This window comes from Micromonospora sp. WMMD964, assembly GCF_029581455.1.
Lineage (GTDB): Bacteria > Actinomycetota > Actinomycetes > Mycobacteriales > Micromonosporaceae > Micromonospora.
The window spans coordinates 1284391-1309033 of sequence record NZ_CP120860.1; the positions used below are offsets into that span (position 1 = coordinate 1284391).

General features: G+C 72.0%; 26 protein-coding genes and 3 tRNA genes. 13 read left to right on the top strand and 16 right to left on the bottom strand.

Annotated features, from left to right (window positions below; genetic code table 11):
* Positions 1-104 precede the first annotated feature (104 nt).
* Positions 105-1196 carry a cyclophane-forming radical SAM peptide maturase AmcB gene (amcB, locus tag O7616_RS06040; protein WP_348773874.1) on the top strand — a complete coding sequence of 364 codons (1092 nt, stop codon included), beginning with the start codon at positions 105-107 and terminating at the stop codon, positions 1194-1196.
* Positions 1177-1404 carry a multiple cyclophane-containing RiPP AmcA gene (gene amcA / locus O7616_RS06045; RefSeq protein WP_282263292.1) on the top strand — a complete coding sequence of 76 codons (228 nt, stop codon included), beginning with the start codon at positions 1177-1179 and terminating at the stop codon, positions 1402-1404. Before amcB ends, amcA begins: the two co-directional genes overlap by 20 nt.
* 135 nt (positions 1405-1539) lie before the next feature.
* On the opposite strand, the gene O7616_RS06050 is transcribed toward amcA, so the two are convergent.
* Positions 1540-1755 carry a DUF3073 domain-containing protein gene (locus tag O7616_RS06050; protein WP_030332207.1) on the bottom strand — a complete coding sequence of 72 codons (216 nt, stop codon included), beginning with the start codon at positions 1753-1755 and terminating at the stop codon, positions 1540-1542.
* Between the two features lie 303 nt (positions 1756-2058).
* Positions 2059-3141 (bottom strand): Glu/Leu/Phe/Val dehydrogenase, encoded by a 1083-nt coding sequence (locus O7616_RS06055; RefSeq protein ID WP_282305953.1) that lies wholly within the window; start codon positions 3139-3141, stop codon positions 2059-2061.
* A gap of 193 nt (positions 3142-3334) precedes the next feature.
* Between O7616_RS06055 and O7616_RS06060 the strand changes: the two genes are divergently transcribed.
* Both O7616_RS06060 and O7616_RS06065 read left to right on the top strand, forming a co-directional pair.
* A complete protein-coding gene (locus O7616_RS06060) occupies positions 3335-4174 on the top strand; it encodes a hypothetical protein (protein WP_282264704.1) in 840 nt (279 codons plus the stop codon).
* Positions 4175-4425: 251 nt separating this feature from the next.
* Positions 4426-4635, top strand: coding sequence for a BldC family transcriptional regulator (locus tag O7616_RS06065; protein ID WP_007073996.1), 210 nt, complete (start codon positions 4426-4428; stop codon positions 4633-4635).
* A gap of 75 nt (positions 4636-4710) precedes the next feature.
* Here O7616_RS06065 and O7616_RS06070 read toward each other — a convergent pair whose 3' ends face one another.
* Positions 4711-5100, bottom strand: coding sequence for a PPOX class F420-dependent oxidoreductase (locus O7616_RS06070; RefSeq protein ID WP_282305954.1), 390 nt, complete (start codon positions 5098-5100; stop codon positions 4711-4713).
* 53 nt (positions 5101-5153) lie between these two features.
* Here O7616_RS06070 and O7616_RS06075 point away from each other — a divergent pair, with 53 nt between their 5' ends.
* Positions 5154-5933 carry a class I SAM-dependent methyltransferase gene (locus O7616_RS06075; RefSeq protein ID WP_282305955.1) on the top strand — a complete coding sequence of 260 codons (780 nt, stop codon included), beginning with the start codon at positions 5154-5156 and terminating at the stop codon, positions 5931-5933.
* A gap of 43 nt (positions 5934-5976) precedes the next feature.
* Here the strand turns inward: O7616_RS06075 and O7616_RS06080 are convergent, their stop codons facing one another.
* Entirely contained in the window at positions 5977-6264 is a 288-nt protein-coding gene (locus O7616_RS06080; RefSeq protein WP_282263284.1) for a hypothetical protein, read from the bottom strand.
* A 177-nt stretch (positions 6265-6441) separates the two neighbouring features.
* Between O7616_RS06080 and O7616_RS06085 the strand changes: the two genes are divergently transcribed.
* The gene (locus O7616_RS06085) at positions 6442-7299 is read left to right on the top strand and encodes a 3-hydroxyacyl-CoA dehydrogenase family protein (RefSeq protein WP_282305956.1); all 858 of its coding nucleotides are present in this window, start codon (positions 6442-6444) and stop codon (positions 7297-7299) included.
* Between the two features lie 52 nt (positions 7300-7351).
* Positions 7352-8095, top strand: coding sequence for an enoyl-CoA hydratase/isomerase family protein (locus O7616_RS06090; protein ID WP_282305957.1), 744 nt, complete (start codon positions 7352-7354; stop codon positions 8093-8095).
* 66 nt (positions 8096-8161) lie between these two features.
* Here O7616_RS06090 and O7616_RS06095 read toward each other — a convergent pair whose 3' ends face one another.
* Positions 8162-9505 carry an ABC transporter substrate-binding protein gene (locus O7616_RS06095; RefSeq protein WP_282305958.1) on the bottom strand — a complete coding sequence of 448 codons (1344 nt, stop codon included), beginning with the start codon at positions 9503-9505 and terminating at the stop codon, positions 8162-8164.
* A gap of 156 nt (positions 9506-9661) precedes the next feature.
* Here O7616_RS06095 and O7616_RS06100 point away from each other — a divergent pair, with 156 nt between their 5' ends.
* A complete protein-coding gene (locus O7616_RS06100) occupies positions 9662-10051 on the top strand; it encodes a hypothetical protein (RefSeq protein WP_282305959.1) in 390 nt (129 codons plus the stop codon).
* Between the two features lie 49 nt (positions 10052-10100).
* Here O7616_RS06100 and O7616_RS06105 read toward each other — a convergent pair whose 3' ends face one another.
* Positions 10101-10541: a hypothetical protein gene (locus O7616_RS06105; protein WP_282305960.1), complete on the bottom strand. Its 441-nt coding sequence runs from the start codon at positions 10539-10541 to the stop codon at positions 10101-10103.
* Between the two features lie 131 nt (positions 10542-10672).
* Here O7616_RS06105 and O7616_RS06110 point away from each other — a divergent pair, with 131 nt between their 5' ends.
* Entirely contained in the window at positions 10673-11380 is a 708-nt protein-coding gene (locus O7616_RS06110) for a DUF2786 domain-containing protein (RefSeq protein ID WP_282305961.1), read from the top strand.
* A 40-nt stretch (positions 11381-11420) separates the two neighbouring features.
* Here O7616_RS06110 and O7616_RS06115 read toward each other — a convergent pair whose 3' ends face one another.
* Positions 11421-11945 carry an SRPBCC family protein gene (locus O7616_RS06115; protein WP_282305962.1) on the bottom strand — a complete coding sequence of 175 codons (525 nt, stop codon included), beginning with the start codon at positions 11943-11945 and terminating at the stop codon, positions 11421-11423.
* Between the two features lie 156 nt (positions 11946-12101).
* Between O7616_RS06115 and O7616_RS06120 the strand changes: the two genes are divergently transcribed.
* The gene (locus tag O7616_RS06120; protein ID WP_282305963.1) at positions 12102-13385 is read left to right on the top strand and encodes a hypothetical protein; all 1284 of its coding nucleotides are present in this window, start codon (positions 12102-12104) and stop codon (positions 13383-13385) included.
* A 438-nt stretch (positions 13386-13823) separates the two neighbouring features.
* On the opposite strand, the gene O7616_RS06125 is transcribed toward O7616_RS06120, so the two are convergent.
* The 8 genes from O7616_RS06125 to O7616_RS06160 form a co-directional block, all read right to left on the bottom strand.
* Positions 13824-13897: transfer RNA gene (locus O7616_RS06125), tRNA-Phe, on the bottom strand.
* Positions 13898-13996: 99 nt separating this feature from the next.
* Positions 13997-14070, bottom strand: a tRNA-Asp gene (locus O7616_RS06130).
* A 31-nt stretch (positions 14071-14101) separates the two neighbouring features.
* Positions 14102-14174: transfer RNA gene (locus O7616_RS06135), tRNA-Glu, on the bottom strand.
* Between the two features lie 154 nt (positions 14175-14328).
* Positions 14329-15102 (bottom strand): polysaccharide deacetylase family protein, encoded by a 774-nt coding sequence (locus tag O7616_RS06140; protein ID WP_282305964.1) that lies wholly within the window; start codon positions 15100-15102, stop codon positions 14329-14331.
* Between the two features lie 76 nt (positions 15103-15178).
* A complete protein-coding gene (locus O7616_RS06145) occupies positions 15179-16123 on the bottom strand; it encodes a MerR family transcriptional regulator (RefSeq protein ID WP_282307546.1) in 945 nt (314 codons plus the stop codon).
* A complete protein-coding gene (gene idi, locus O7616_RS06150) occupies positions 16113-16730 on the bottom strand; it encodes an isopentenyl-diphosphate Delta-isomerase (RefSeq protein ID WP_282305965.1) in 618 nt (205 codons plus the stop codon). The genes O7616_RS06145 and idi overlap by 11 nt, the downstream gene beginning before the upstream one ends.
* On the bottom strand, positions 16727-18208 hold the full coding sequence (crtI, locus tag O7616_RS06155; protein WP_282263273.1) for a phytoene desaturase family protein: 1482 nt from the start codon (positions 18206-18208) through the stop codon (positions 16727-16729). Before crtI ends, idi begins: the two co-directional genes overlap by 4 nt.
* A 28-nt stretch (positions 18209-18236) precedes the next feature.
* Positions 18237-19379, bottom strand: a complete 1143-nt coding sequence (locus O7616_RS06160) for a polyprenyl synthetase family protein (RefSeq protein ID WP_282305966.1) — start codon at positions 19377-19379, stop codon at positions 18237-18239.
* A gap of 64 nt (positions 19380-19443) precedes the next feature.
* On the opposite strand from O7616_RS06160, the gene O7616_RS06165 reads away from it, so the two are divergent.
* Positions 19444-20367: a phytoene/squalene synthase family protein gene (locus O7616_RS06165; protein ID WP_282305967.1), complete on the top strand. Its 924-nt coding sequence runs from the start codon at positions 19444-19446 to the stop codon at positions 20365-20367.
* Positions 20364-21689 carry a deoxyribodipyrimidine photo-lyase gene (locus tag O7616_RS06170; RefSeq protein WP_282305968.1) on the top strand — a complete coding sequence of 442 codons (1326 nt, stop codon included), beginning with the start codon at positions 20364-20366 and terminating at the stop codon, positions 21687-21689. Before O7616_RS06165 ends, O7616_RS06170 begins: the two co-directional genes overlap by 4 nt.
* A 9-nt stretch (positions 21690-21698) precedes the next feature.
* On the opposite strand, the gene O7616_RS06175 is transcribed toward O7616_RS06170, so the two are convergent.
* Positions 21699-22763 (bottom strand): serine hydrolase domain-containing protein, encoded by a 1065-nt coding sequence (locus tag O7616_RS06175; RefSeq protein WP_282305969.1) that lies wholly within the window; start codon positions 22761-22763, stop codon positions 21699-21701.
* Between the two features lie 91 nt (positions 22764-22854).
* On the opposite strand from O7616_RS06175, the gene O7616_RS06180 reads away from it, so the two are divergent.
* The gene (locus O7616_RS06180; protein ID WP_282305970.1) at positions 22855-24330 is read left to right on the top strand and encodes an NAD(P)/FAD-dependent oxidoreductase; all 1476 of its coding nucleotides are present in this window, start codon (positions 22855-22857) and stop codon (positions 24328-24330) included.
* The last annotated feature ends 313 nt before the right edge of the window (positions 24331-24643 follow it).

Consider the following 24643-nt stretch of genomic DNA (forward strand, 5'->3'; position numbering starts at 1 on the left):
TGATCAGGGCTTCACCCGAGTGGCCAATGCCGCCTAGCCTGAAGGGCACCCCTCAGGCTAGGCGGAGGAGGGTGATGGCTGCTCGGGGACAGTCGTTCAGCGGGATGCGCGGTCTTGCCGCCGTCCCGTCCTACGTCGTCATGCAGCCCACGACCCTCTGCAACCTCGACTGCGCGTACTGCTACCTGCCGTTCCGGGCCACCGACCAGCGCATGCCGGTGGCGGTGGCAGAGGCGGTGGCGGCGGCGGTCAACCCCTGGGCGGCGGCCGGCCGGTTCTCCGTGGTGTGGCACGGTGGCGAACCGTTGGCCGCCGGCCGGGAGCACCTGGCCGACCTGATCGCGCCGTTCGGGCCCGAGGTCGAGCACCACGTGCAGACCAACGCCACCCTGATCGACGACGAGTGGTGCGACTTCTTCGCCCGGCACGAGATGCGGGTGAGCGTGAGCGTCGACGGGCCGCGGGCGCGCAACGGTGACCGGGTCAACCGGGGAGGCCAGCCGGCGTACGACCGGATCGTGCGCGGCGTCGCGGCGCTGCGCCGACGGGGTCTGCCCTTCTCCGCCCTGGCCGTGGTGTCCCGGCCGGAGCGCGGGTTGGCCACCGAGCTGTACGACTACTTCCTCGACCTGGGCTGCGACGTGTTGGGCGTCAACATCGAGGAGACCGAGGGAGTCAACACGCGGGACAACCGCCACGAGGAGTCGGCGGTGACCGCGTTCTGGGCGGAGCTGGTCGCGGCGTGGCGTCGTGCGCCCCGCATCCACCTCCGCGAGGTGGAGTGGTCGTTGCGGTACGCCGCGGCGGTGCTCGACGGTTCGGCCGACGGCGTGCTGCCCCGCCGACTGGACCCGATCCCGACGATCGGTCACGACGGCTCGGTGATCGTGTTGTCCCCGGAGTTGGCTGGTTTCGAGGACCCGCGGTACGGCGATTTCAGCAGCGGCAACGTCCTGAGAACCCCACTGGCGGACATCCTCGGCGCGGCGGCGGCGACGCCGTGGGTGGGGGAGTTCCTGACCGGTGTGGAGGCGTGCCGGGTGTCCTGCCCCTACTTCGGCTTCTGCGGGGGCGGCCATGCCGCCAACCGCTACTTCGAGCTGGGGCGTTTCGACGGTACGGAGACCGAGCACTGCCGCAACAGCAAGATCCGCCTATTGGAGGGAGTGTTGGAGCATGCCCGAGAGCACCAGTGACCGGCGGCCCGAGCGCGCAGCGGATGACCGAGTCGACGAGCGCGTGCGGGAGGCTGCTCCTGCCCTCGTCGCGCTGTTGCGCGAGGCCGAGGCCGCGCGACGCCGGCGTTCGGAGGTGTCAGGTGGCGACGGCGCGAGCGCTGTCTGCGCCTGGAACCACTTCGAGAACATCCCGACGTTCTACAACTGGAACAACCGCCCGCGCTGAGGGACCGTGATCAGGGGCCTGTCGAGCGGCCGGAGTGGTTCCGGTCGGGTCAGGCCCCTGATCGTCGGCGACTGCACCTGCACGGGACGTGCGTGAGCACGCGGGGATTACCGCGTGCTCAGCTGCGTCGAGAGGTCAACGAGTCGGACGGACCCAGGGATCCGGGTCGTCGTCCGCGTGATCCTCATCATCGTCGTCGACGAACTCTTTAGAGTCGTCGTCGAAGTGGTGCTCAGACTTACCAGCACCCGCCAGTTCGCGCTGCAAGGCGGTGAGGTCGGTGTTCGGGGAGTGGTACTTCAACTCCCGGGCCACCTTCGTCTGCTTGGCCTTAGCACGGCCGCGCCCCATGGCTCGACCCCCTCGCACAGAATGCGGGGCAGCCCGAAGGCGGGCCCCGATGACGTCAGGCATCTCTCGTGGCTCTTACGGTACATGGGGATGCCACCGTTCGGCACCTCGGGTTACCGTCAGCCGGCTCTGCGCGTCGCGTCGATCCGGCCGTCACCCAGTGTACCGGGTAAGGAGCGGAACGGTTAGCACCCGTGACACCGGACAAACCGCACCAAAAATTCGATCTGGCCCTCAGCTTACCCAGCCGTGCCCGTACCGGAGGCCCGGAGGCGGATCCCGTCGACCCGCCTCCGGGGACGCTCAGCGCAGGTGGATCCCGCGCAGTCGGCCGATCTCCGCCATCCGTCGCTCGGCCAGCCGGTCGGCGGCCACCGCGGGCGGGACGCCCTCGGCGTCCGCCAGCCGGAGGATCTCGCGGGTGGTGTCGTAGATCCGGGTCGCCCGGAGCTTCGCCCGGTCGAAGTTGAAGCCCTCGATCTCGTCGGCGACCTGGATCACGCCACCGGCGTTGACCACGTAGTCGGGCGTGTAGAGGATGCCCCGGTCGGCCAGCAGCTTCTCGATGCCCGGGTGGGCGAGCTGGTTGTTCGCCGCGCCGGCCACCACCTTGGCGCGCAGCGCCGGCACGGTGTCGTCGTTCAGGGCGCCGCCCAGCGCGCACGGCGCGTACACGTCGATGTCCGCAGCGACCAGCGCGCTCGCGTCGTCCACCAGGGTGACCTGCGGGTGGTTGCTGCGCACCCACTCCAGCGCCTTCGGGTTGACGTCGGTGGCCACCACCTCGGCGCCGTCCTCCAGCAGGTGCCCGGTGAGGTACTTGCCGACCTTGCCCAGGCCGGCCACGCCGACCCGGCGGCCCCGCAGGCTCGGGGTGCCCCAGACGTGCTCGGCGGCGGCCCGCATGCCCTGGAAGACGCCCCAGGCGGTGAGGATCGACGAGTCACCGGCGCCGCCGTGCTCGACGCTGCGACCGGTCACGTAGCGGGTCTCCCGGGCCACGACATCCATGTCCGCCACGTAGGTGCCGACGTCGCAGGCGGTGTAGTAGCGACCGCCCAGCGACTCCACGAAGCGCCCGTACGCGCGCAGCAGCGCCTCGGTCTTGATCTGTTCCGGGTCGCCCCAGATGACGGCCTTGCCACCGCCCAGGTCCAGGCCGGCGAGCGCGTTCTTGTACGCCATCCCGCGGGACAGGTCCAGCACGTCGGCGAGGGCGTCCTCCTCGCTGGCGTACGGGTAGAAGCGGGTGCCGCCGAGCGCCGGCCCCAGCGCGGTGGAGTAGATCCCGATGATCGCCTTCAGGCCGCTCTGCTTGTCCTGGCAGAACACGACCTGTTCGTGGCCGGTCGATACCGGGTCGTCGGTGCTCGCGAATACGCCCATGGTTGGCTCCTGGAGTGGTGTGCGCCCTTGTGGGACGCGGACCTGGTGGACCCCGGCGGGGATGCTGCCGGTGTGATCGAGCCTAGTATCGGCCGCCGTGAAGGTGCTCGACGCGCCGCCGTCGTCCCACGTTGCGGCGCGCGCGGTCCGGCCGCTGACCGCGTACGGCCACGGTTCGTGGGAGGATCGCGCCGTGCCGTCGCTCTTCGCTTCTTACCTGCGCGTGTACGAGCCGTTGACCGCCTTCGACCGGGACCGGCAGAGCTACTGGCGCCGTTACGTGTCGGAGGGGCGGGCGATCGCCCCCGTCGAGGGGCCCGGCCGGCAGCGGACGGCGGTGATCGAGGCGCTGGGCGCGGGCTGGACCCGCCTGCCCGATCTGCCGGAGGAGGCGTACGTCCTGGAGACGGACGACAGCCTGCTGGTCTGCCCGTGGAACCTGCGGATCCGGGTCGCCGAGGCGGCGCTCAGCGCGCGGGACGGCGTGCCCTCGGTGCTGGCCGACGCCTTCGTGCCGCCGGTGCTCGCCGGGCAGGCCAGGGCGGTCGTCGACGACTGGCGCAGCGGCGCGCGGGTGCTGGAGCACGGGGTGCCCCGGGTGCACGAGCAGATCGCCACGTGGGGGGTGCCGCTGCGGTGGTTCGTGCTCTTCGAGCCGGCCGAGCGGGACCTGGTCACCCAGCCGGGCCGACGCGCGCTGCGTTACCGCACGGAGATCTCCAAGGCCCGTCGTCGGTCCTCGCGGGCACTGTCGGTGCTGCGCAAGTCGGTGGGGGATGCGCCGATCACCGAGGCGGTGGAGGAGGCGGCCCGTTGGTTGGAGGAGTTCCATCCCCGCTCGGTCGTCGAGTTGGACTACGGCGGCCTGGTGGACCTGCTCTCCGACGAGACCCTGCAGGCTGACGACTCTCCCGAGCTGGTCGCCGGTGGCCTTGCGGGGCTCTCGCGCGGCGAGGCCGACGAGGCGTCGGCCGCGTACGACAAGTTGGTGGCCCGGTGGCGCGCGGTGCAGTTGTTGGAGCGGTGCAACTAGGGGCAAATCGCCTTAGGAGCGCTCCCAAGGTGAGGTGCACTCGTAGTTGACGCATCACGAACCGTGATCATGAGTCCGAATAAGGTACTTTCTGCCGTGTAAAAGTCGTAAAAATCGGGCATGGTTCATCCGTCCGTCTAGGGACCTTCATCCGTTCGGCCCATGTCGGACATCGGGGACTAGCCGGACCATGGGAGACGCGTCGGCCGGCGGGACCCCGGCCGATGTCTATACATGTGGAGGAGTGACCGATGGCATCGCGAACGCACGAACCAGAGCCGCTACTGACACCGGCCGAGGTGGCGTCGATGTTCCGTGTCGACCCGAAGACGGTGACCCGGTGGGCCAAGGCCGGCAAGCTCAGTGCCATCCGCACCCTGGGTGGCCACCGCCGGTACCGCGAGTCGGAGGTCAGGGCGCTGTTGCAGGGTCAGATCCCGCAGCAGCGACAGGGCGACTGAGTCGGCACCAGTTTCTTTCCGGGCAAGGGGCGGTGGATCTCGATCCGCCGCCCCTTTCCACGCCCGCGACAGGTCTCAGCGCCGCGTTTCGGCCAGCGTCACCCGGATGCCGACCGTGCCGCCCTCGCCCCGGCGGAGCCGGCTGCCCAGCAGGCTCAGCCGACCGATCAGGCGGTACTTGTGCTTGAGCAGGTCACGGACCCGGCCGATGTCACCACTGCCGTAGAGCGTCGCGTGAGCCGACACCTCCGCCCCGTGTGGCCGGCCCCGTACGTCGCACGGGGCGACTGTCACCTCGCCGTTGTTGCGGATCCGCTTGACCTTGCCCGAGTCGGCCCGGGTCCAGACCGCCAACGCGTCGCCGTCGCGTACCGCCCACACCGGCGTCGGCACCGCCCGACCGTCCTTGCGGAAGGTCGTGAGCAGGATGTACTTCTCGGCCGACAGCCGGTCCAGCATGGTCACGCCGCCAGGATACGACCGCTGCGGCGACTGAGTGGCCGGATAGCGTGAACGCCGTGACGGTGCAGCCTCGAATCGGTGACGTGGTCGGTGAGCTGCTGCGGGACACTCTCGCAGTGGCCACCGGAGTGGGCCCCCGACCGCTGGTCGGCGGTCGACTGCCCCGACCGGTCATCGAGATCATCGAACGGGACGACGGGCTGGTCAACGGTGCGCCGGCCGCGCACTACCTCGACGAACCGCAGGACTGGCAGCCGTACGACCACCGTGCGGTGGACCGGGTCCGTGGCGAGACGCTCGACGTCGGCACCGGCGCCGGGCGGATCGCCCTGCTGCTCCAGGAGCGCGGCGTGCCGGTCACCGGCCTGGACACCTCCGCGGGCGCACTCGCGGTGAGCCGGCGTCGCGGTGTCCGGCGTCTGGTGCACGGCACCGTCGACACGCACGTGGCCGACGGTCGGCGGTACGACACATTCCTGCTGCTGGGCAACAACCTCGGGCTGTTCGAGGGCCGGGAACGGGCACCCGAGTTCCTGGCCGCGCTCGCCGCGCTGGCCCGACCGGGCGCGCAGATCATCGCGCACGGCACCGACCCGTACGGCACGCGCGACCCGGTGCACACCGGCTACCACGAGCGCAACCGCCGCCGAGGGCGGCTCGGCGGCCAGCTCCGGCTCCGGCTGCGTTACCGCGAGTTGAGCACCGAGTGGTTCGACTACCTGGTCTGTTCGGCGGACGAGTTCGCCGCGCTGGTGCACGGCACCGGCTGGCGGCTGACCGATGTGGACGACCGGGACGCGCCCTACTACCTCGCCACCCTGCGTCTGGCCGACTGACCGACGGCCCCCGCGCTCGCCGGCGCGGGGGCCGTCGTACGGCTCAGACCTGGACGGTCGGGGGAAGCTGCTCGGGCGGCAGACCGCCGTCGCCGTCGACCACCTCGTCCGGGGTGCCGTCCTCGTCGATGTCGACCATGGTGATGTCCACCTTGCCGTCACCGTCGGTGTCGAACTGGAACAGGTCGGCCTTGCCGTCGCCGTCGGTGTCCACCACCCACACGTCGGTCTTGCCGTCGTTGTTGGTGTCGGCGCGCAGCAGTTCGACCCGCTCCTCGCCCCGAGTCTCCACGATCTCCCCGTCAGTGACGCTCTCCGGTGCCTGGCTCATGTCGATGCGGTCCTTCCCTCGGTTGACGGGCCGTCATTACCCGATCCCGCGCTCCCCCACGCATGGCGGGGATCGCCGTGCTGCATAGGGTCGCACCATGAGCGAGCGGAACGGGCGGGACACCCGGGTCGGCGTGGCGGAGACCCCGCGCGCCGTCGGGTCGGACAGGGAGGCGTGATGAGCGATCGTTTCGTGGTCGTCGGTGCCGGCACGATGGGCCTCGGCATCGCGTACGTGGCGGCCGGGACCGGGCACGCCGTGGAGTTGGTCGAGGTGGACCCGGAGCGGGGAGCCTCCGCGTTGAACCGGCTCGCCGACCTGTGGGAGCGGGCGGTGCAGCGCGGGAGGTTGAGCGCCGACGAGGCCGCGGCGAACCGGCAACGGATCACGCTGCGTCCGACGCTGGCCGACGTCGCCCCGACCCCCGAGGTGATCGTCGAGGCGGTGCCGGAGCGGCTGGACCTGAAACGGGCGGTGCTGCGCGACGCCGCCGCCCTGCGCCCGGCTCTGCTCGGCAGCAACACGTCCAGCATCTCCATCGGCGAGCTGGCCGACGGGCTGGACGTGCCCGAGCGCTTCCTCGGCCTGCACTTCTTCAACCCGGTCTGGGCGATGGCGCTCCTGGAGATCGTGGTCGGCCCGGCCACCGCCGAGGAGACCACGACGGCGGCCGTCGCGCTCGCCGGCCGGTTGGGCAAGGACCCCGTCGTGGTACGCGACATGCCCGGCTTCGCCACGTCACGACTCGGCGTCACCCTCGGGTTGGAGGCGATCCGGATGGTGGCCGACGGGGTGGCCGACCCGGCCGACATCGACAAGGCCATGGTGTTGGGCTATCGGCACCCCATCGGCCCGCTGGAACTCACCGACCTGGTCGGTCTGGACGTGCGGCTGGACATCGCCCGCACCCTCCAGGCCGCGTACGGGGAGCGGTTCGCGCCGCCGCCCCTGCTCGTGGAGATGGTGGCCGAGGGGCGGCTGGGCAAGAAGTCGGGGCGGGGCTTCTACCGCTGGGAAGGCGGCGTCAAACAGTGAGTGCGAGGAGTGAGCTTGCGAGCCCCGCAGTCGCGAACGAAGGGCGGGCACAGTGAGCGGGCTGCGGATCGAGGAACGGCCGGACCGGCTGGTCGTCACGCTGAACCGGCCGGAGAAGCGCAACGCCATCGACGCCGACCTGATCGCCGAGTTGCACCAGGTCTGCGCCGAGTTGGAGGCGCGGCCCCGGCTCCTGCTGCTGACCGGTGGTGCGGAGGGCATCTTCGCCGGGGGCGCCGACATCGGCCAACTCCGCGAACGGGGCCGCACGGACGCCCTCGCCGCGATCAACTCCGCCGCGTTCGCGCGGATCCGGGCGCTGCCGATGCCGACCGTGGCGGCCGTCGACGGCCCCGCGTTGGGCGGTGGCGCGGAGCTGGCGTACGCCTGCGATCTTCGGGTGTGCACGGCGCGGGCGGTCTTCGGCCAGCCGGAGGTGCGGTTGGGCATCCTGGCCGGTGCCGGCGCGACCCATCGGCTGCCCGCGTTGGTCGGTGAGGGCCGGGCCAAGGAGTTGCTCTTCACCGGCCGACGGGTGGACGCCGCGGAGGCGCTGCGGATCGGTCTGGTGAACCGGGTGGTGGACGAGCCCGCCGAGCTGCTGACCGTGGCGCACGCCCTGTTGGATGAGATCGCTTTGGGCTCGCCGTTGGCGCTGCGGCTGACCAAGCTGGCGGTGGACGCGCCCGCCGCCGCGCATCCGCATCTCGACCTGGTCAGTCAGGCGGTGCTCTTCGAGGACGAGGAGAAGCACCGGCGGATGACCGAGTTCCTGGAGCGTCGCCGGCCGCGGTGACTCGCCGACCCGAAACGGCCGCACCGGCGAGAGCGCCGGTGCGGCCGTCGTGCTTCTGAGGTCGTGCTACTGCCGGATCTGCACCCCGGCGTCGGCCAGGCCGCGGATCACCTGGGCGGACTCACCGAAGCCGATGATCAGCACGGCGTCCGCGCCGAAGTCCTTGATCTCCTTCGCCCCACCACTGAAGTCGACCGGCGGCGCCTTGGCATCGGCGGGCGGGTCGTACGTCATCAGCTTGAGCCGGTCGGCGGCGACGCCGGCCTTCTCCAGCTCGTCACGGACGGTGGCCTGGAGGCCCTCACCGTAGGAGTCCTTGCGGGCGACGATCACGATCTTCTGCGACCCGTCGCGGAGGATCACGTCGGCCAGCGCCCGGCCCTGGAGGCTGTCCGGCGGCGCGGTGCGGAAGTAGAGGCCGTTGTCCTCGACGTCGGTCAGACCGCTGTCGGTGTTGGACGGGGAGAAGAGGATCTTCCCGGCCCGCACCACGTCCGGCAGCACCTCCCGGGAGATGCCCGAACCACCGGCGCCGATGATCACGCTGACGCCGCTCGTCACGTGCTTGGCCACGGTGGCCTTGGCCACCGCCGGGTTGGTGCCGTCGTCGCCCTCGACCCAGGTCACCGGCTTGCCCAGCGCGCCGCCGGCGGCGTTGACCTCCTTGATCGCCAGCGCGGCGCCAGCGGCCATCGGCGGGTACGCGATCGCCAGGTCACCGGTCTTCGGCAGCAGGCCGCCCAACTTCAGTGGCTCCTGGTCGGGGTCTCCACCCGCGCGCTGCTTCTTCGGCTTCGGGGGCGTCTTGGTGCTCGCCGCCGACTCGATGCCCGCGCCGACGAACTCGGTCTTGCCGTCGTTGATCTGCTGCCCGTCGAAGGTCAGGGTGGCGTAGCTCGCGGTGGCCGGCTCACCCTTGTCCGTGAAGCCCGCCCGGGTGAGCGACACGCTGCGGTACTCGATGTCCTGCCCGTTACGGGCCAGCGCGAGGCAACTCGCCGGGTCCTCGCAGCGCTGCCCGTCGTTCGTCACCGCGACGATCTGCTTCGCGATGGCCGCCGGGTCGGTGCTCCCGGCCAGTTGGGCGGCGAGCACGGCGATCACCACGGCGTCGTACGACTCGGCGGCATACAGGTAGTCCGTCAGCGCCGGATCGACGCCCTTCAGCCGACTCTTGAAGTTGTCCGGCAGCGGGGTGAGTGGCGTGGTGCCCTTCATCCCGTCCACGAGGCTCGCGCGTTCCTTCAACTCCGCGGGATAGGAGTTGAGCATGTTGCCGTCCGTGCCGTAGAGACGCACCTGTTGGGCGCTGGCCTCCTTGGCCTTGTCATCCCCGCAGGCGCTTGTGGCGAGCAGGATCGTCGCGCAGGCGGCCAGTGTGGCCACCCGCGATCGGCGAGATACGAGCATGGTCGTCCTTCCTCCGGCGAAGGTCCGCTGCGCACATTAGCGTGCCGAAGCCGTCGGTGGGACCGTGGAGGTGGCGTAAAGCGCAGGTAGCTCGCGTTGAACACGGACAGTGACGATCGGCGGGAATGCTTGACGGTCCGTCCTACTGTGCGCTGGGTGACGGACCTACCACAGCAGACGTTCGACGACGCTGCCGCCGTGCTCCGCTCGGCGCTGACCGGGGATGGGGACGCGGTGGTGGGAGCGTTCGACGCGGTCGTCGACCGGGCCGGCCTGAGCGGCGCGTACGGCGTCGCCTGGTGTCTCGCCGCGACGATGCTCGGCGACGCCCCGGCGGCCGGTGGAGCGGCGCTGGACTTCCCGGGGATCGACCAGGCGGAGTACGACACCCGCTGGGTGGCCCGCTTCGTCAGCGCGTACGCCAACCGGGACGAGCCGACCGGAGAGGCGTTGTTCGGGGCTGCGGCAGCCGACGGTCTGCTGCCGGCCTGCCTGCTCACCCTCGCCGGCTCGACGATCGCCACCCTGCGCAGCCGCGCCGGGTGACGACCGGGTCGCGGCGTCCGTCGGGGAGCGGACGCCGCGACCGTCGCACTCAGAACGCGTGGTACGCGATCAGCGGCTCGTACTCGTACCGCAGGTTCTCGAAGCGGACCCGGAAGTTGACCCCGTCCCGGACGTTGGTCGCCACCGTGGTCCAGCCCGAGTTGGCCGGCAGGTAGGTCCAGTAGTTACAGGCGCTCGTCTTGTCGACGAAGATCACGCACGCCTCGGTGGCGTATACGCTCGCATTGCGGACGTTGATGTCACGGCAGCGGGTCGTGGTGCGGTACTGGCCGGCCGAGCCGCCGTAGCGGCCGTTCTCGAAGTACGACCGGACCGCCCCGCCGTAACACGTGGCGAGCGGGGCGAAGGCGTTCGTGCCAGGGGCGGCCGGTGTGATCGGCGCGGTCGGGGCGGCCTGTGCGGGTGTGCCGGCGAGGAGCAGCGCGGCGACCGTGGCGACGGCGGACAGGCGAGCGGTCGGAGATGGCATGCGTGCGGGCCTCCGGGAACAGTAAGTTGACCGTCCGGATAGGACTGATCATCGGACGGTGACGATGATACGTATCGATCGATTGCGTCGTGACCCCGTCGATGTCCGCCCCGTGTGATAGCTCTGTAGGCATGTCCGAGGCCATGCTCAGCAAGGTGCGCAAGCTGCTGGCCCAGGCCGAGGACCCGGCCTGCACGCCGGCCGAGGCCGCCGCGTTCACCGCCAAGGCCACCGAGCTGATCGCCCGCTACGGCGTGGACCGGGCGCTGCTGGCTGTCCAGGACCCCACCACCGACCCCGTCGGTGACCGGGTGCTGGACATCGTCGCGCCGTACGCCCGCGACAAGGTCGGCCTGCTCGCCGCCGTCGCCGAGCCGCTGCGCTGTCGCTGCGTACGCCGTCGGCAGGGCAACGGCTTCGCGCTGCACCTCTTCGGCTTCGCCAGTGACCTGGAACGGGTCGACCTGCTCTTCACCTCACTGCTCGTGCAGGCGGCGCACGGCCTGGCGGCCACCCCGGTGCCGGAGGACGACCATCCCGCCGCCTTCCGCCGCTCCTGGCTGGCCGGTTTCGCGGAGGTGATCGGCGGCCGGCTCTGGGCGGCCGAGACGGCGGCGGTCAGCGAGTCGGGCACGCCCTCGGTGGCGCTGGTGCTCGCCGACCGGTCCGACCGGGTGCAGCGACGCCTCAGCGAGCAGTACCCACGGTTGCGCACCGCGCCGCCGCGACGCCTGGGCGGCACCGGGTTCGGCGCGGGTGCGGAAGCCGGTCAGCGCGCGAACCTGGGCGGCCGGGACCTCGCCGGTCGCTCCGCTGCCGATCGGCGAATCGGCCGGTGAGCCGACGCGCCGTTCCGCTGCCGGTCGGCGGCTCGGCCGGTCAGGCGGAGACGCCGGGGTGGCGCGACACCGTGTCGACGTAGCGGGTGAGCAGTTCGTGCCAGCCGGCGGTGAGTGCCTTGCGATATCCCTCGGCAGCCTCGCCGTGCCGGTCGAAGTGCCGGTGCTCCAGCTCCACCCGGGTACGCTCCGGCCCTTCCGCCTGGAACAGCACCTCGACCTCGCTGGCCCGGGCCGGGTCGGGCACCGGCGCCCGGTCGGGGCCGATCTGCCACGCGAAGACCAGCCGTCGGGGCGGATCCCAGGTGAGCACCCGCCCCCAGTCGGCGCGAAAGCCGTACGGGCCGATCTCGTAGAGCATCCCGCCGGCCCGCGGCTCCATGCCCAGCTCGTCCAGGGCGCCCGGGCCGGACCAGGTGTATTCGATGACCCACCAGTCAGTCAGCTGGGCCGTGAAGACCGCGAACGCGTGCTCGGCCGAGCCCGGGACGAGGAGACCGCAGCGGAGGGAGAACCGGTCGACGTCCTGCCGGATGTCGGCCGGATCAGTCATTTCCTGTCCCATAGGCCCGGACCATACCGGCTGATGCCCGGCTGTGCAGCTTCGCGCGGTGCCCGGTTCCAGACAGAGGGTTGCCGAGCCGTCACCCACGGGATGCCCTGCCGGAAAGCGGGTAACCGCGCGGACGACCGGGACTTCGTGCAGGCGGGGCGGGAGACGATGAGCGAGAACGCGCAGCAACGAGGGCCGGACACCAACGCCGACAGCGCGGATCCGGACGTCCTGCTCGACATCCCGAAGGTCTCCGTCGACTCGATCCGGCTGGCTGTCGACGGTCTGGACGCCGACCTGTCACTGCGGGCCCGGGTGGCCAACCTCCTTCAGGTCGACGCCGGCGTACGGGTGCACCTGAGCGGCGTCGAGCTGGACATCAACGGGGTGCACGCCGAGGCGCAGCTACGGGTGCGGTTGGAGCAGTTGACCAGGATCCTGGGGCGGGCGCTCGACACCCTCGACACCAACCCGCAGATCATCGAATCGCTCGCGCGTACCGCCGCCCCCGTCGACGACGTGAACCGCAGCGTGCAGCAGTTGGCGGCGGGTGCGGCCGAGGTCCGGGCGTCGGCGCGGCGCTCCGACGGCGTAGTCGACGAACGGGGTCAGCGGCTGGGTGCTGTCCCCGACCGTGACCTGCCCGGCGTCGCCCAGCCGGGTGCGGCCCAGCCGGGTGCGACCCGGCCCGGTGCGGCCCAGCCTGGCGTCGCCCAGCCGGGTGTAGCCCAGCCGGGTGCGGCCCAGCCGGATGCGGCCCAGCCTGGCGTCGCCCAGCCGGGTGCGGCTCGGCCGGGTGCTGCCCAGCCTGGCGTCGCCCAGCCTGGCGTCGCCCGGCCTGGCGTCGGCCAGCCCGGCGTCGCCCGGCCTGGCGTCGCCCGGCCTGGCGTCGGCCAGCCCGGCGTCGCCCGGCCTGGCGTCGCCCGGCCTGGTTCCGAAAGGCCAGGTCCTGAAAGGCCGGGTCCTGGCCGACCGGCTCTCGACCAGCCGGGCCTTGACCGACCGGTTCCTGGGCGGCCACAACCGGGTCCGGTCGGCTCGGAGTCGAGGGCCGGGGGTCCGGAGCCGCGGACCGGGGGTCCGGGGCAAGCCGACCAGGCGCGACCGGCGGGCCAGCGCCCGGAGGAGGGGCCGCGTCATCAGCAGGGGGAGCGATCGAGCGGTGAGGGCGAGCCGTCCGGGCGATCAGGTCACCGGCCGGACCAGACCGGCTCATCCGGTCGGGGACCGTCGGGTCCGGGCTCATCCGCTTCGGGCCCGTCCGGTCCGGGACCGTCGGGTGACGGTGACGGTGACGACGGTCTGTCGGCTGCGGCGCAGGCTGCCGCCCAGAACGCGGCCCAGTTCGCCGAGCAGGCCGGGGAGACGCTGCGACAGGCCGGACGCAGCGTGTGGGAGGCGATCCAGGGCGGCATCGCGCAGCACCGCCCCCAGCGGCACCGCGACGACTGACGCCGCCGGCCCGGCCTGTGGTCCTTGGCTCCCGCGCTCCGGCCTCCACCCCCGGCCCCGGCGCTCCGGCCTCCACCCCCGGCCCCGGCGCTCCGGCCTCCACCCCCGGCCCCGGCGCTCCGGCCTCCACCTCGGTCCCCGCTCCCGCGTGATCGACACGGGTTCGGGGAAATTGCGGTGTCGGAGGTGCTGGGATACCGCGACTTCGGGGAAGTGGAGTTGATCACGCGAGAACGGGCGCGGAAACGGGCGCGGGAACGGGCGCGGGAACGGGCGCGGACCGCGGAGGGTGGAGCGCGGAGGGCGGAGGGCGGAGGGCGGGGACCGAGGGCCGGAGCGCGGGTCTGCGTCACCCTGTCGGCGTAACGGCGGGAAACAGCAAGATCCCCACCTGCGTATTCGCTGGTGGGGACCTCTGTAGCCCGGCGAAAGGCTATGTGGCCAGGGGCGGGGTCGAACCGCCGACCTTCCGATTTTCAGTCGGACGCTCGTACCAACTGAGCTACCTGGCCGTGTCGCTCGGCTCATGCTACCCGGCTACCGGACGAACCGGTGGCAGGGCGACCTGCTCCGATACGCAGAACGCCGCGCGGGGCGCGGCGTCAGCGCTGCGGTCCTGACGGGACTTGAACCCGCGACCTCCGCCTTGACAGGGCGGCGAGCACTCCAACTGCTCCACAGGACCTAGCTTGTGTTGCTCCGGCTTGCGCCGGTCGTGCCCCCAACGGGATTCGAACCCGTGCTACCGCCTTGAAAGGGCGGCGTCCTGGGCCGCTAGACGATGAGGGCGGCCCCGCCATCATTGCACACTCGCAACTTCAAGCGGACTTGCTCCCATCCGGCCCCGCCGGAGGCTTCGAAAGCATACGTGATGCCCGGTCGGTCGACAAAATCGGTATCGGCAGGGGCGGGAAATGGGGGATAACCGCAGGTCAGAGTCGGTCTAGCGGAGTTTGGCGATGCCGAAGCGCTTCTTCAGGTCGGCGATCAGGTGGGGGCAGGCGGCGAGTGTGGCGGCCCGGTTGCCGCCCCCGTCGTGCAGCAGCACGATGGCACCGGGGCGGGCGGCGGCGTGGATTCGCTTGCCGATCGTGGCGGCGGTCGGCTTGTCCCAGTCCTGTGGGTCGACCGACCAGTGCAGCGGGCGCATGCCGAGCCCTTTCGCCACCTTCAGCACCTCCGACGTCCACCGGCCGCCCGGCTGCCGGTAGAACGGCACCTTGGCACCGGGAACAGCCGTCTGGATGGCCTTGTTGGTGCGCGCCAGGTCGGCCTGGATCTCGTCGACCGGCCGGCGGGCCAGGTCGAGGTCGTGTCGCCAGCTGTGGTTGCAGAGCTGGTGGCCCTCGCGGACGATCCGCCGGACCAGTTCCGGGTGACGCTGCACCTCGCGGCCGACCACGCAGAAGGTGGCGGTCACCTTGGCGGCCCGCAGTTGGTCGAGCACCTTGGGCGTCCAGGCGGGGCTGGGCCCGTCGTCGAAGGTGAGGACCACCGGGCGTTCGCCGGTGTTGCGGCGCAGGCCGGCGGGGAGCTTCGCCGGCAGTGGACGCAGCGGAGGCTTGGGCGGCTTGGTGAGCGTCGGATGCGGCGACGGCGGGGCCGGTGACGCTGTCGACACCGCCGGGTGCGACGCGATGGTGCGTTCCGGCTGCGCACAACCGGACAGGACCAGCGCCACGGCGAGGACGGACGCCAGGACGGCGCGGGCTTGCATCTGCTTGCTCCCGGGGGGTCGGGGTAGGGCGGACCCGCCCGACGGTAGTTCACCCGATCAGCGGGCGACAGTGCGATCAGTCACGCGTCGACTGGTCCAGGGAGTCACGGACGGCGGCGGCCAGGGAGACCGCCTCGGCCAGGTCCACCGGCCGCACCACCCCGGCGGGCAGGGTGTCGGCTCGCCAGCCGGGGCCGGCGGCGAGCGCCAACAACGGGCGGCGTGGTGCGGCGAGCAACGCGCTGAGCTGAGCCGGGTCGGCGGTGGCCCGGGTGTGCGACCAGAGCACCACGGCGGCCGGTCCGGTCCGGTTGACCGCCTCGACCAGAGCGGCGACCGGCACCCGGGCGCCGAGCATCCGGTAACTGACCCCGGCCTCCGCGAGAGCCGCAGCCAACGCCTCCAGTGGAAGGGTGTGCTGCTCCTCGTCCGCGCAGGAGAGCAGGATGCGGGCGGGGCCGGTGGGAACCCTGGCCCGACTGGCCGCCGCGAGAGCCTCCGAGACGCAGCGGGACACCAGGTGCTCCACCTCGATCAGGCCGGCGGTGGCGGCGTGGCGTTCGCCGATGCCGGCGAGCACCGGACGCAGCAGACCCTCCCAGGTGGCGACGACCCCGTTGGTGGCGAGGGAGTGGGCGATCGTCTCGCTGATCACCGCCGCGTCCAGGCGCATGGCGGCCCGGGCCAACCCTCGGGCTGCCGGCCCGGCGCGGCCGACCGGGATGCTTCCACCACCGTCGCGAGCGGGCGGGTGGGCGCGGCTGGGAGTGGCGGTGCCGTTCGGTGACGGGTCGGGTGCCTGGCGGGCCCAGCGGGCCGCCTCGGCGGGGCTCACCCCCTCGGCGGTCAGTCGCCGCATTATTTCGAGACGGGCCAGGTCGGCAGGCGTGTAGCGGCGATGGTGACCGGGGACGTGCTCACTGGGCCCGAGCCCGTAGCGCTGGTGCCAGGTGCGCAGGGTCGTGACCGCGACCCCCAGCCGGCGTGCGACCGCACCCGCGCTCAGCGCCTCATCGACCACCCGACCGCTCCGCCGCGTCATCCGCCGATCCGGGCGGGGCCACGGCCAGGCCGGGTGTGCCGGACGTGGACCCCGAGGGGCGCAACAGCCGGTTCACCACCCCGCCCAGCCAGGGCGCGTACGACCGGGGGTCGCGGTCGAGTTCGGCTTCCAGCGCGGTCGGGTCGGCCCACCGCAGCTCGGCCACCTCGCCCGGGTCCGGCAGCAGCGGGGCAGAGGGAAGGAAATCGCCCCGCAGCACGTGGTCGTACTCGAATTCGACCCGACCGGTGGCCGGGTCCTCGGCGTAGTAGACGTAGACGCCGACCTCGGTCAGCTCGACCGGGCCCGCGCCCAACTCCTCGCGTAGCCGCCGGTTGGCGGCCTCGGCGAGCGACTCGCCGGGTCGTGGGTGACCGCAGCAGGAGTTGGCCCAGCGCAGCGGGAACCGGGTCTTCACGGCGGCCCGGCGCTGGAGCAGCACCTGACCGTCCGGGTCCACCAGCAGCACCGAGAAGGCCCGGTGGAGTTGCCCCGGCGGCTGGTGCGCGGCGGCGACGGTCGTCTCGCCGTGGGCCTCGCCGGTCTCGTCGACCAACTCGACGAGGTGCCCTTCGCGACTGCTCATCGGCCTTCCCCGGTGATCCGACCGGCGGCGAGCTTGCCGGAGATGAGCACCATCGGTACGCCGACACCCGGCTGGGTCCCGGAGCCGACGAAGACCACGTTCGACAGGTCACGGTGCAGGTTCGACGGGCGGAACGGGCCGGTCTGGAAGAGGGTGTGGGCGGCGGCGAACGGCGTGCCCGCGGCCATCCCCTGCTCCTCCCACTCGGCCGGGGTGATCGCCCGCAGCACTTCGACGCCGGCGCCGAAACCGACGTAGCCGCGCTCCTCCAACGTGCCGATCAGCTGGTCGCTGTAGCGCTGGGTCAGGTCGCCGCGCCACTCGAACGGAGCCCGGTGCAGGTTGGGTACGGGAGCGAGCACGTAGTAGGTGTGTCGGTCGGCGGGGGCAACCGACGGGTCGGTCCGGCTCGGGTTGGTCACCAGCAGCGACGGGTCGGTCATCAGTTCGCCCCGCCGGATGACCTCATCGAAGGTGCCCTTCCACGCGCGTCCGAAGTGGATGTTGTGATGGGCGATCTTGTCATATCCCTGTCGGGACCCGACGTGCAGAACGACGCAGGACGGCGAGTAGGTGAGCCGTCGTGCCGGAGCGGCCGGGAGCAGGTCCCGGTAGGCGACCGGCAGGTCGGGGTTGAGCACCACCACGTCCGCCCGGATCAGTTCGCCGTCCGCGGTGAGCACACCGGTGGCCCGGCCGTTCGCGGTCTCCACCCGGGTCACCGTGGTGTCGTAGCGGATCTGCACGCCGTGCTTCTCGGCCGCGCCGGCCATCGCCCTGGAGACCGCGTGGATGCCGCCGCGCGGGAAGTAGACCCCGGCCACCGAGTCGAGGTACGCGATGACCGTGTAGATGGCCAGCGCGTCGTGCGGCGCGAGGCCTGCGTACATCGCCTGGAAGGAGAAGATCCGCTGGGTACGCGGGTCCCGGAAGAATTGGTTGATCTTCGTTTGGAGGCGCCGGAAGGCACCGCCGGCCAGCAACTTCAGCAGGTTGCCGGTGAGGAGGTCGGTCGGCGCGTCCAGGTTGCGCTCGATGAAGTCGGCCCGCTCCAGCCGCCACAGCTCCCGTGCGTAGTCGACGAAGCGCAGGTAACCGTCGGCCTCGCGCGGCCCGCAGACCCGGGAGATCTCGGCGGCCATGCGCGTGGTGTCGGTGAGCACGTCGAGGGTCGAGCCGTCCGGGTAGTACGCCCGGTAGGCGGGATCGAGCGGGGTCAGGTCGAGCCAGTCGCGCATGTCCTCACCGACCGCGCCGAGCGCCTCGGCGATCAGGTCGGGCATGGTGAGCACGGTCGGGCCGGTGTCGAACTCGTAGCCGTCCACGGCGAGTCGGCCGGCGCGCCCGCCGGGCACCGGCTCGCGCTCCAGCACTGTCACCTGCCGGCCGCTGCCGGCGAGGTGCAACGCGCAGGCGAGGCCACCCAGCCCGGCTCCGACGACCACCACCCGGTCCGTCCGCCCTGTCACCGTCCGCACGTGACCACCTCCTCGAGAAAGTCGCTCATCAGGCCCGCCGGTTGGTGGCGGCGGTGGCCAGCCCGGTCAGCGCGGTCCGCGCCGTCCGGTCCACTGGTGCGGCGTCGAGCGCCGCCAGCGCGTCACTCACCCGCTCGGCGATCATCCGCTCCACCCGGGTCACCGCACCGGTCTCCACGACCAGCTCGGCGAGCCGGTCGACCGGCCCGTCGGCGGCGCGCTCCAACGCCCGGAGCTGCGCCGGCGTGGCCAACTCCCGGGCCAGCATGAGCAGCGTGGTCGGCTTGCCGGTGCGGAGGTCGTCACCGGCCGGCTTGCCGGTGGCGGCCGGATCGCCGTAGACGCCGAGCAGGTCGTCGCGGAGTTGGAACGCCTCGCCGACGGCCAGGCCGTAGCGGGTGTACGCGGAGGCCAGCGGATCGTCGAGGGGGACCCCGGCCAGGCAGGCACCGTAGAGCAGTGGTCGCTGGACGGTGTAGCTGGCGGTCTTGTAGCGGGCCACCCGCAGCGCGCGGTCGACCGACCAGTTGGCCGGGTCGTTCTCGCCGAGCACGTCGAGGTACTGCCCGGCGACCGTCTCCACCCGCATCTGGTCGTAGCAGCGGCGCACCTCGAACAGTCGGGCCGACGGCACCGTCGCCTGGGCCAGCAGCCGATCGGCCCACACCATGCAGAGGTCACCGATGAGCACGGCGACCGCCTCGCCGAACCGGCCGGGGTCACCTCGGTGGCCGGCGGCGATGTGCTGCTCGGCGAGTGCGACGTGGGCGGTGGGTCGGCCTCGACGGGTGGTGGAGGCGTCCATCACGTCGTCGTGGACCAGGGCGAAGGTGTGCAGCAGCTCGAGCGCGGCCAGCGCGGGCAGCACGGGGGGCAGTGCCTCGGCGCCGCCGACCGCGCCGCGCCACCCCCAGTAGGCGAACGTGGACCGGATCCGTTTGCCGCCGACGAGGACGGCGTCCCGCGCGGCCGAGGCGAATCGGCCCATCGATGCGTCGATCTCGGTGAGGGTGTCGACCTCGGTGGTGAGGAACGTGCTCAGCGTCTCGTGGACCGCCGCGATCAGGTCCTGGGTGTACGCGGCCAGAACGGCGCGGACCGGGTCGTCCCGGTCCCCTGGCTCTGCCGGCGCCACGCGGGTGGCGTTGCCCGCAACTGCGTCGTTGGCCATGCGATCGAGCGTACCCTAGGCTACGAGTTGCGTCGATTGGTGCGTCGATAATTGAGGAGGGCCGGTGGAAACTGATCTCACCGCTGCCTATGACCGGTGCCGTGAGCTGCACAAACGTCACGGCCGCACCTACTATCTCGCCACCCGACTGCTCCCCGCTTGGAAACGACGACATGTGCACGCCCTCTACGGGTTCACGCGGTACGCGGACGAGATCGTGGACCGCACCGAGGACCTTCCCCAGGCCGAGCGTGCCGCCCTCCTGGACGACTGGGCCAGCCGTTTCGTGTCCGGGCTGCACGGCGCGCCAGTCGACGACCCGTTGCTGCCGGCGGTCCTGCACACGATCGCCGTCTTCGATCTCGACCGGGACGACTTCGCGTCGTTTCTGAAGAGCATGGCGATGGACCTGACGGTCACCGCGTACCCGACCTACGACCACCTGCTCGACTACATGGAGGGTTCGGCGGCGGTGATCGGAACGATGATGCTGCCGATCCTGGGCAGCTCCGACCCGGCGGCGGCACGGGAGCCGGCCCGGCAGCTCGGCTTCGCCTTCCAGCTCACCAACTTCATCCGGGACGTCGCCGAGGACCTCGACCGGGGCCGCACCTACCTGCCGGACGAGGACCTGGCGAAGTTCGGCGTCACCCGCGACGAGCTGGCCGAGGCCAGCGCCCGAGGTCGCGGCACGCAGAAGACCCGCGAGTTGATCGAGTACGAGGTGACCCGCGCCCAGGCGCACTACGCCGCCGCCGCTCCGGGAATCACCATGCTGGCGCCCGCCTCGCAGGCCTGCATGCGCACCGCGTACGCCCTGTACGGCGGCATCCTCGACGAGGTGGCCGCGCAGGGCTACGACGTCTTCACCCGCCGGGCACTGGTGCCGCAGCGGCGACGGATGGCGGTCGCCGCCCGTGCGCTGCTCACCCCGACCGGTACGCCGGTCACCATCCCCGGGCCGACGGTCCAACCGGAGAGCCGGTGACCGCGAGCACCGCGATCGTGCTCCTCACCCGCGACCTGCGGGTGCACGACCACCCGGCGCTGGCCACCACCTGTGCGGCGTTCGACCGGGTGGTGCCGCTGTACGTGCTCGACCCGGCGCTGGCCGACCTGTCGGCCAACCGCACCCGGTTCCTGCACCAGGCACTCGCCGAGCTGCGCGCCGAGCTGCGCGAGCGCGGCGGTGACCTGGTGGTGCGGCACGGTGACCCGGTGGCCGAGACGATCCGGCTGGCCGGCGAGGTCGGAGCCACCGCCGTCGCGCTCTCCGCCGACGTCAGCCACTACGCCCGCCGTCGGGAGCGGCGGCTACGCGTCGAGTGCGAGCGGCACCGGCTGCACCTGCGACTGTTCCCCGGGCTGACGGTGGTCGAGCCGGGCGCGCTTCAACCCGGTGGCGGCGGCGACCACTACCGGGTGTTCAGCCCGTACCACAGGTCCTGGACCGCCCGTCAGTGGCGCGAGGAGCTGGCCGCGCCGGAACGGGTGGCGCTGCCCAGCGGCGTGCGCGTGGGCGGTCTGCCGAAGCCGCCGGCGGGAGACTCGCCGGACGCGGCGGTCGGCGGTGAGCGGGTCGCCCGGCAGCGGCTCACCGACTGGCTGCCCGACCTGCACCGGTACGACGACCAGCACGACGACATGGCCGGCGACGACACGTCCCGGCTCAGCCCGTACCTGCGGTTCGGGTGCGTGTCCCCACTGGCGGTGGCCAACCGCGCCGGGGACCGGTCCAACCCGTTCGTCAGGCAGCTCTGTTGGCGGGACTTCTACTACCAGGTCACCGCCGCGTTCCCGGAGATCTCCACCTCGGCGTACCGGCGGGGCGCCACCGAGCAGTGGCGCTACGACGACGACGCGTTGGCGGCCTGGGCGGAGGGACGCACCGGGATGCCCATCGTCGATGCCGGGATGCGGCAGATGCGTACGCAGGGCTGGATGCACAACCGGGCCCGCCTGATCACGGCCGGGTACCTGACCAAGCACCTCGGGCAGGACTGGCGGTCCGGGGTGGGCGTCTTCTTCCGGTGGCTGCTCGACGGGGACGTGGCCAACAACTCCGGCAACTGGCAGTGGGTCGCCGGCACCGGCAACGACACCAAGCCGTACCGGGGGTTCAACCCGGTCCGGCAGGCCGAGCGGTACGACCCGGCCGGTGACTACGTACGCCGGTGGGTGCCGGAGCTGGCGGGGGTGCAGGGCAAGGCCGTCCACCAACCGTGGCGACTGCCCGAGGCGCTGCGCGGGACGCTCGACTACCCGCCGCCGCTCACCGTGCCCGGCACCGACCCCGTCTGGCTGCGCTGAGGTCAGCGGTCAGAGACAGGAGTGCAGCACCTCCACCAGCTCGTCCACCCGGTCGTGCTCGGCCAGGTGCGCGGTGGCGTACGCGAAGGCGTAGCCCCGTTCCGGGTCGGCCCACGCGCTGCTGCCGCCGATGCCGCCCATGCCCCAGCTGCCGTCCGGTTCCCACTGCATGCCGAGCGTCCACCGGACCTGGCGGTCCAGCAGCAGGTCCGGCCCGTCGTACTGGACCCGGGTCGCCTCTGTCACCAGCTCCGGGCTGAACAGCCGGACCCCGTCCAGGGTGCCGCCGCCGAGCAGACCGGCGTAGAGCCGAGCCAGACCGGACGCGGTGGCGTGCAGGTTGACCGCCGGCATCTCGGCAGCTCGCCACAGCGGGCTGTTCAGCACCGCCAGGTCCAGCCCGCCGGCCGGGTTGCCCAACGCGCGCGCCCGCAACGACCCCGGCTCGCCGAGCTTGCGAGTCGGCCACCCCGGATCGCCGTAGCGCATCTCGGCGCAGCGGCGTTGGTCGGCGTCGGCCAGTCCGAAACCGAGGTCGAGCTGCCACCGGTCGGCGATCTCCTCGGCCAGGAACCGGCCCACCGACCGCCCGTCGACCCGCCGGACCAGCTCACCCACCAGGTGCCCGTACGTCCAGGCGTGTTCCGCGGCCACCGACCCCGGTGACCACTCGGGATCGGCGGCGGCCAGGTCGCCGGTGAGCAGCGCCCAGTCGGCGACCGCAGTGGCCGGACGGGGCACCGGGAAGGCCGGAAGCCCGGCGGTGTGCGTCAATACCTGACGCACGCTGGCCGGCGTGTGGAACTCCGGCCAGTAGGCGTCGACCGGCACGTCGAGGTCGACCTGCCCCCGGTCGACGAGCATCAGCAGGCAGAGTGCGGCCACCGGCTTGCCGACCGAGTAGACGTTGGCGAGTGTGTCCGGTCGCCACGGCTCGGCACCGACCCGGTGGCCTCCGACCAGGTCGACGACGGGTCGCCCGTCGTACCAGATGACCAGGCCGGCACCGGTCTCCCGACCGGCCGTGAGCAGGTCGTGGAAGCAGTCCCGGACGGGGGCGAAGCGTGCGTGCATCCCGACACGGTAGGCGGCCCGGACCGGTGAGTGTGCGGACTTTTCTCCGCCCCCGACGATTCGGGCGGTGTCGCTGGGGCATGCTGTTCCGGTGGCAGATCCGGAGCTGGTGGACGTGGTCGTGGTTGGGCTCGGGGTTGGCGGCGAGGAGGTGGCCGAACGGCTCGCCGAAGCAGGCCTGAGCGTCGTCGGCGTCGAACGGGACCTGGTCGGCGGGGAGTGCCCCTACTGGGGCTGCATCCCGAGCAAGATGATGATCAGGGCGGCCAACGCCCTCGCCGAGGCCCGCCGGGTCGACGGGCTCGCCGGGACGGCACAGGTCCAGCCCGACTGGGCGCCGGTGGCGAAGCGGATCCGAGAGGAGGCCACCGACACCTGGGACGACACAGTCGCGGCCGAACGGTTCGCCGGCAAGGGCGGCAGGCTCGTGCGCGGCACCGGCCGTCTCGACGGCCCCCGGCGGGTCCGGGTCGGTGACCAGGTTTTCGAGGCCCGGCACGGAATCGTGCTGGGCACCGGGACCCGTCCCTCAGTGCCCCCGATCGACGGTCTGGCCGACACGCCGTACTGGACCAATCATCAAGCGATCGAGGCCGAGGAGCTGCCGGAGTCGCTGCTGGTGCTCGGCGGCGGCGCTATCGGCCTGGAGTTGGCACAGGTCTTCGCCCGCTTCGGGGTCCGGGTGACGGTGGTGGAGGCGCTCGACCGGGTGCTGGCCGTCGAGGAACCGGAGGCGTCCGAGGTCGCCGCCGCCGCGCTGCGCGCCGACGGCGTGGAGATCCACACCGGGGTACGCGCCGAACGGGTCGAACATGACGGCACCCGGTTCACACTGCGGGGCAGCGGCGGGGCGGCGTACACCGCCGACCGACTGCTGGTGGTGACCGGGCGGAAGGCCCACCTGGGCGAGCTGGGGTTGGACACGATCGGCCTGGACGCCAGTCAGCGCTACCTGCCGGTCGACGACCGGTTGCACGTCACCGACCACGTCTGGGCGGTCGGTGACCTGACCGGCGAGGGCGCCTTCACCCACATCGCCATGTACCAGGCGGGGATCGTGATCGCCGACATCCTGGCCCGCGCCCGCCAGGCGAAGGCCGGGGCCGACGCCAGCGGCACGTCGAGCGTGGTCGGCGGAGCGATGGGCGCGTCCAGCGCACTGGCCGCCAGCGGGTCGAGCGGATCGGCCGGCACCGTTCCCCGCGCCGACTACCGCGCGCTTCCCCGGGTGACCTTCACCGACCCCGAGGTCGGCGCGGTCGGGCTCACCGAGCGACAGGCCCGCGACCGTGGCATCAACGTGCAGGTCGGGTTCACCAAGCTCAGCAGTTCGACGCGGGGCTGGATCCACCAGGTCGGCGACGAGGGCTTCATCAAGGTCGTCGCGGACGCCGACCAGGGTGTGCTGATCGGCGCGACCTCGGTCGGCCCGGCCGGTGGCGAGGTCCTGTCCGCGCTGGTGGTGGCGGTGCACGCGGCGGTTCCGCTGAGTCAGCTCCGGCACATGATCTACGCGTACCCGACCTTCCACCGGGCCATCGGTGACGCGCTCCGCAACCTGTCCTGACGCCCCCCCACCCCGCCCCGCGCCCCCCACCCCGCGCCCCCCACCCCGCGCCCCCCACCCCGCGCCCCCCGCTCCCCACCCCGCGCCCCCCGCTCCCCACCCCGCGCCCCGCGCCCCGCGGCCAAGATCCGCGCAACATCGGGGATGTTGCTGCCTCCGACGAGCTGGAGACAGCAACAAACCTGTTGTTGCGCGGATCTTGGCACCGAGCAGGCACGACCGCCGGAGACGAGGCGAAGCGTCGAGGTGGTCCCGACCCGACCGCGCCTACCGTCGGAGGTCTAGCGCGTGGGCCTGCGGGACGCGCTTGTTT

What these genes read in the sequence shown, in the direction of transcription:
- O7616_RS06105 (WP_282305960.1), bottom strand. Translation starts at nt 10,541, where the DNA reads ATGCCATCTCCGACCGCTCGCCTGTCCGCCGTCGCCACGGTCGCCGCG.
- O7616_RS06140 (WP_282305964.1), bottom strand. Translation starts at nt 15,102, where the DNA reads ATGCAAGCCCGCGCCGTCCTGGCGTCCGTCCTCGCCGTGGCGCTGGTC.
- O7616_RS06120 (WP_282305963.1), top strand. Translation starts at nt 12,102, where the DNA reads ATGAGCGAGAACGCGCAGCAACGAGGGCCGGACACCAACGCCGACAGC.
- O7616_RS06050 (WP_030332207.1), bottom strand. Translation starts at nt 1,755, where the DNA reads ATGGGGCGCGGCCGTGCTAAGGCCAAGCAGACGAAGGTGGCCCGGGAG.
- O7616_RS06085 (WP_282305956.1), top strand. Translation starts at nt 6,442, where the DNA reads ATGAGCGATCGTTTCGTGGTCGTCGGTGCCGGCACGATGGGCCTCGGC.
- O7616_RS06115 (WP_282305962.1), bottom strand. Translation starts at nt 11,945, where the DNA reads ATGGGACAGGAAATGACTGATCCGGCCGACATCCGGCAGGACGTCGAC.
- O7616_RS06175 (WP_282305969.1), bottom strand. Translation starts at nt 22,763, where the DNA reads ATGCACGCACGCTTCGCCCCCGTCCGGGACTGCTTCCACGACCTGCTC.
- O7616_RS06110 (WP_282305961.1), top strand. Translation starts at nt 10,673, where the DNA reads ATGTCCGAGGCCATGCTCAGCAAGGTGCGCAAGCTGCTGGCCCAGGCC.
- O7616_RS06065 (WP_007073996.1), top strand. Translation starts at nt 4,426, where the DNA reads ATGGCATCGCGAACGCACGAACCAGAGCCGCTACTGACACCGGCCGAG.
- O7616_RS06080 (WP_282263284.1), bottom strand. Translation starts at nt 6,264, where the DNA reads ATGAGCCAGGCACCGGAGAGCGTCACTGACGGGGAGATCGTGGAGACT.
- amcA (WP_282263292.1), top strand. Translation starts at nt 1,177, where the DNA reads ATGCCCGAGAGCACCAGTGACCGGCGGCCCGAGCGCGCAGCGGATGAC.
- O7616_RS06095 (WP_282305958.1), bottom strand. Translation starts at nt 9,505, where the DNA reads ATGCTCGTATCTCGCCGATCGCGGGTGGCCACACTGGCCGCCTGCGCG.
- idi (WP_282305965.1), bottom strand. Translation starts at nt 16,730, where the DNA reads ATGAGCAGTCGCGAAGGGCACCTCGTCGAGTTGGTCGACGAGACCGGC.
- O7616_RS06055 (WP_282305953.1), bottom strand. Translation starts at nt 3,141, where the DNA reads ATGGGCGTATTCGCGAGCACCGACGACCCGGTATCGACCGGCCACGAA.
- O7616_RS06160 (WP_282305966.1), bottom strand. Translation starts at nt 19,379, where the DNA reads ATGGCCAACGACGCAGTTGCGGGCAACGCCACCCGCGTGGCGCCGGCA.
- amcB (WP_348773874.1), top strand. Translation starts at nt 105, where the DNA reads ATGCGCGGTCTTGCCGCCGTCCCGTCCTACGTCGTCATGCAGCCCACG.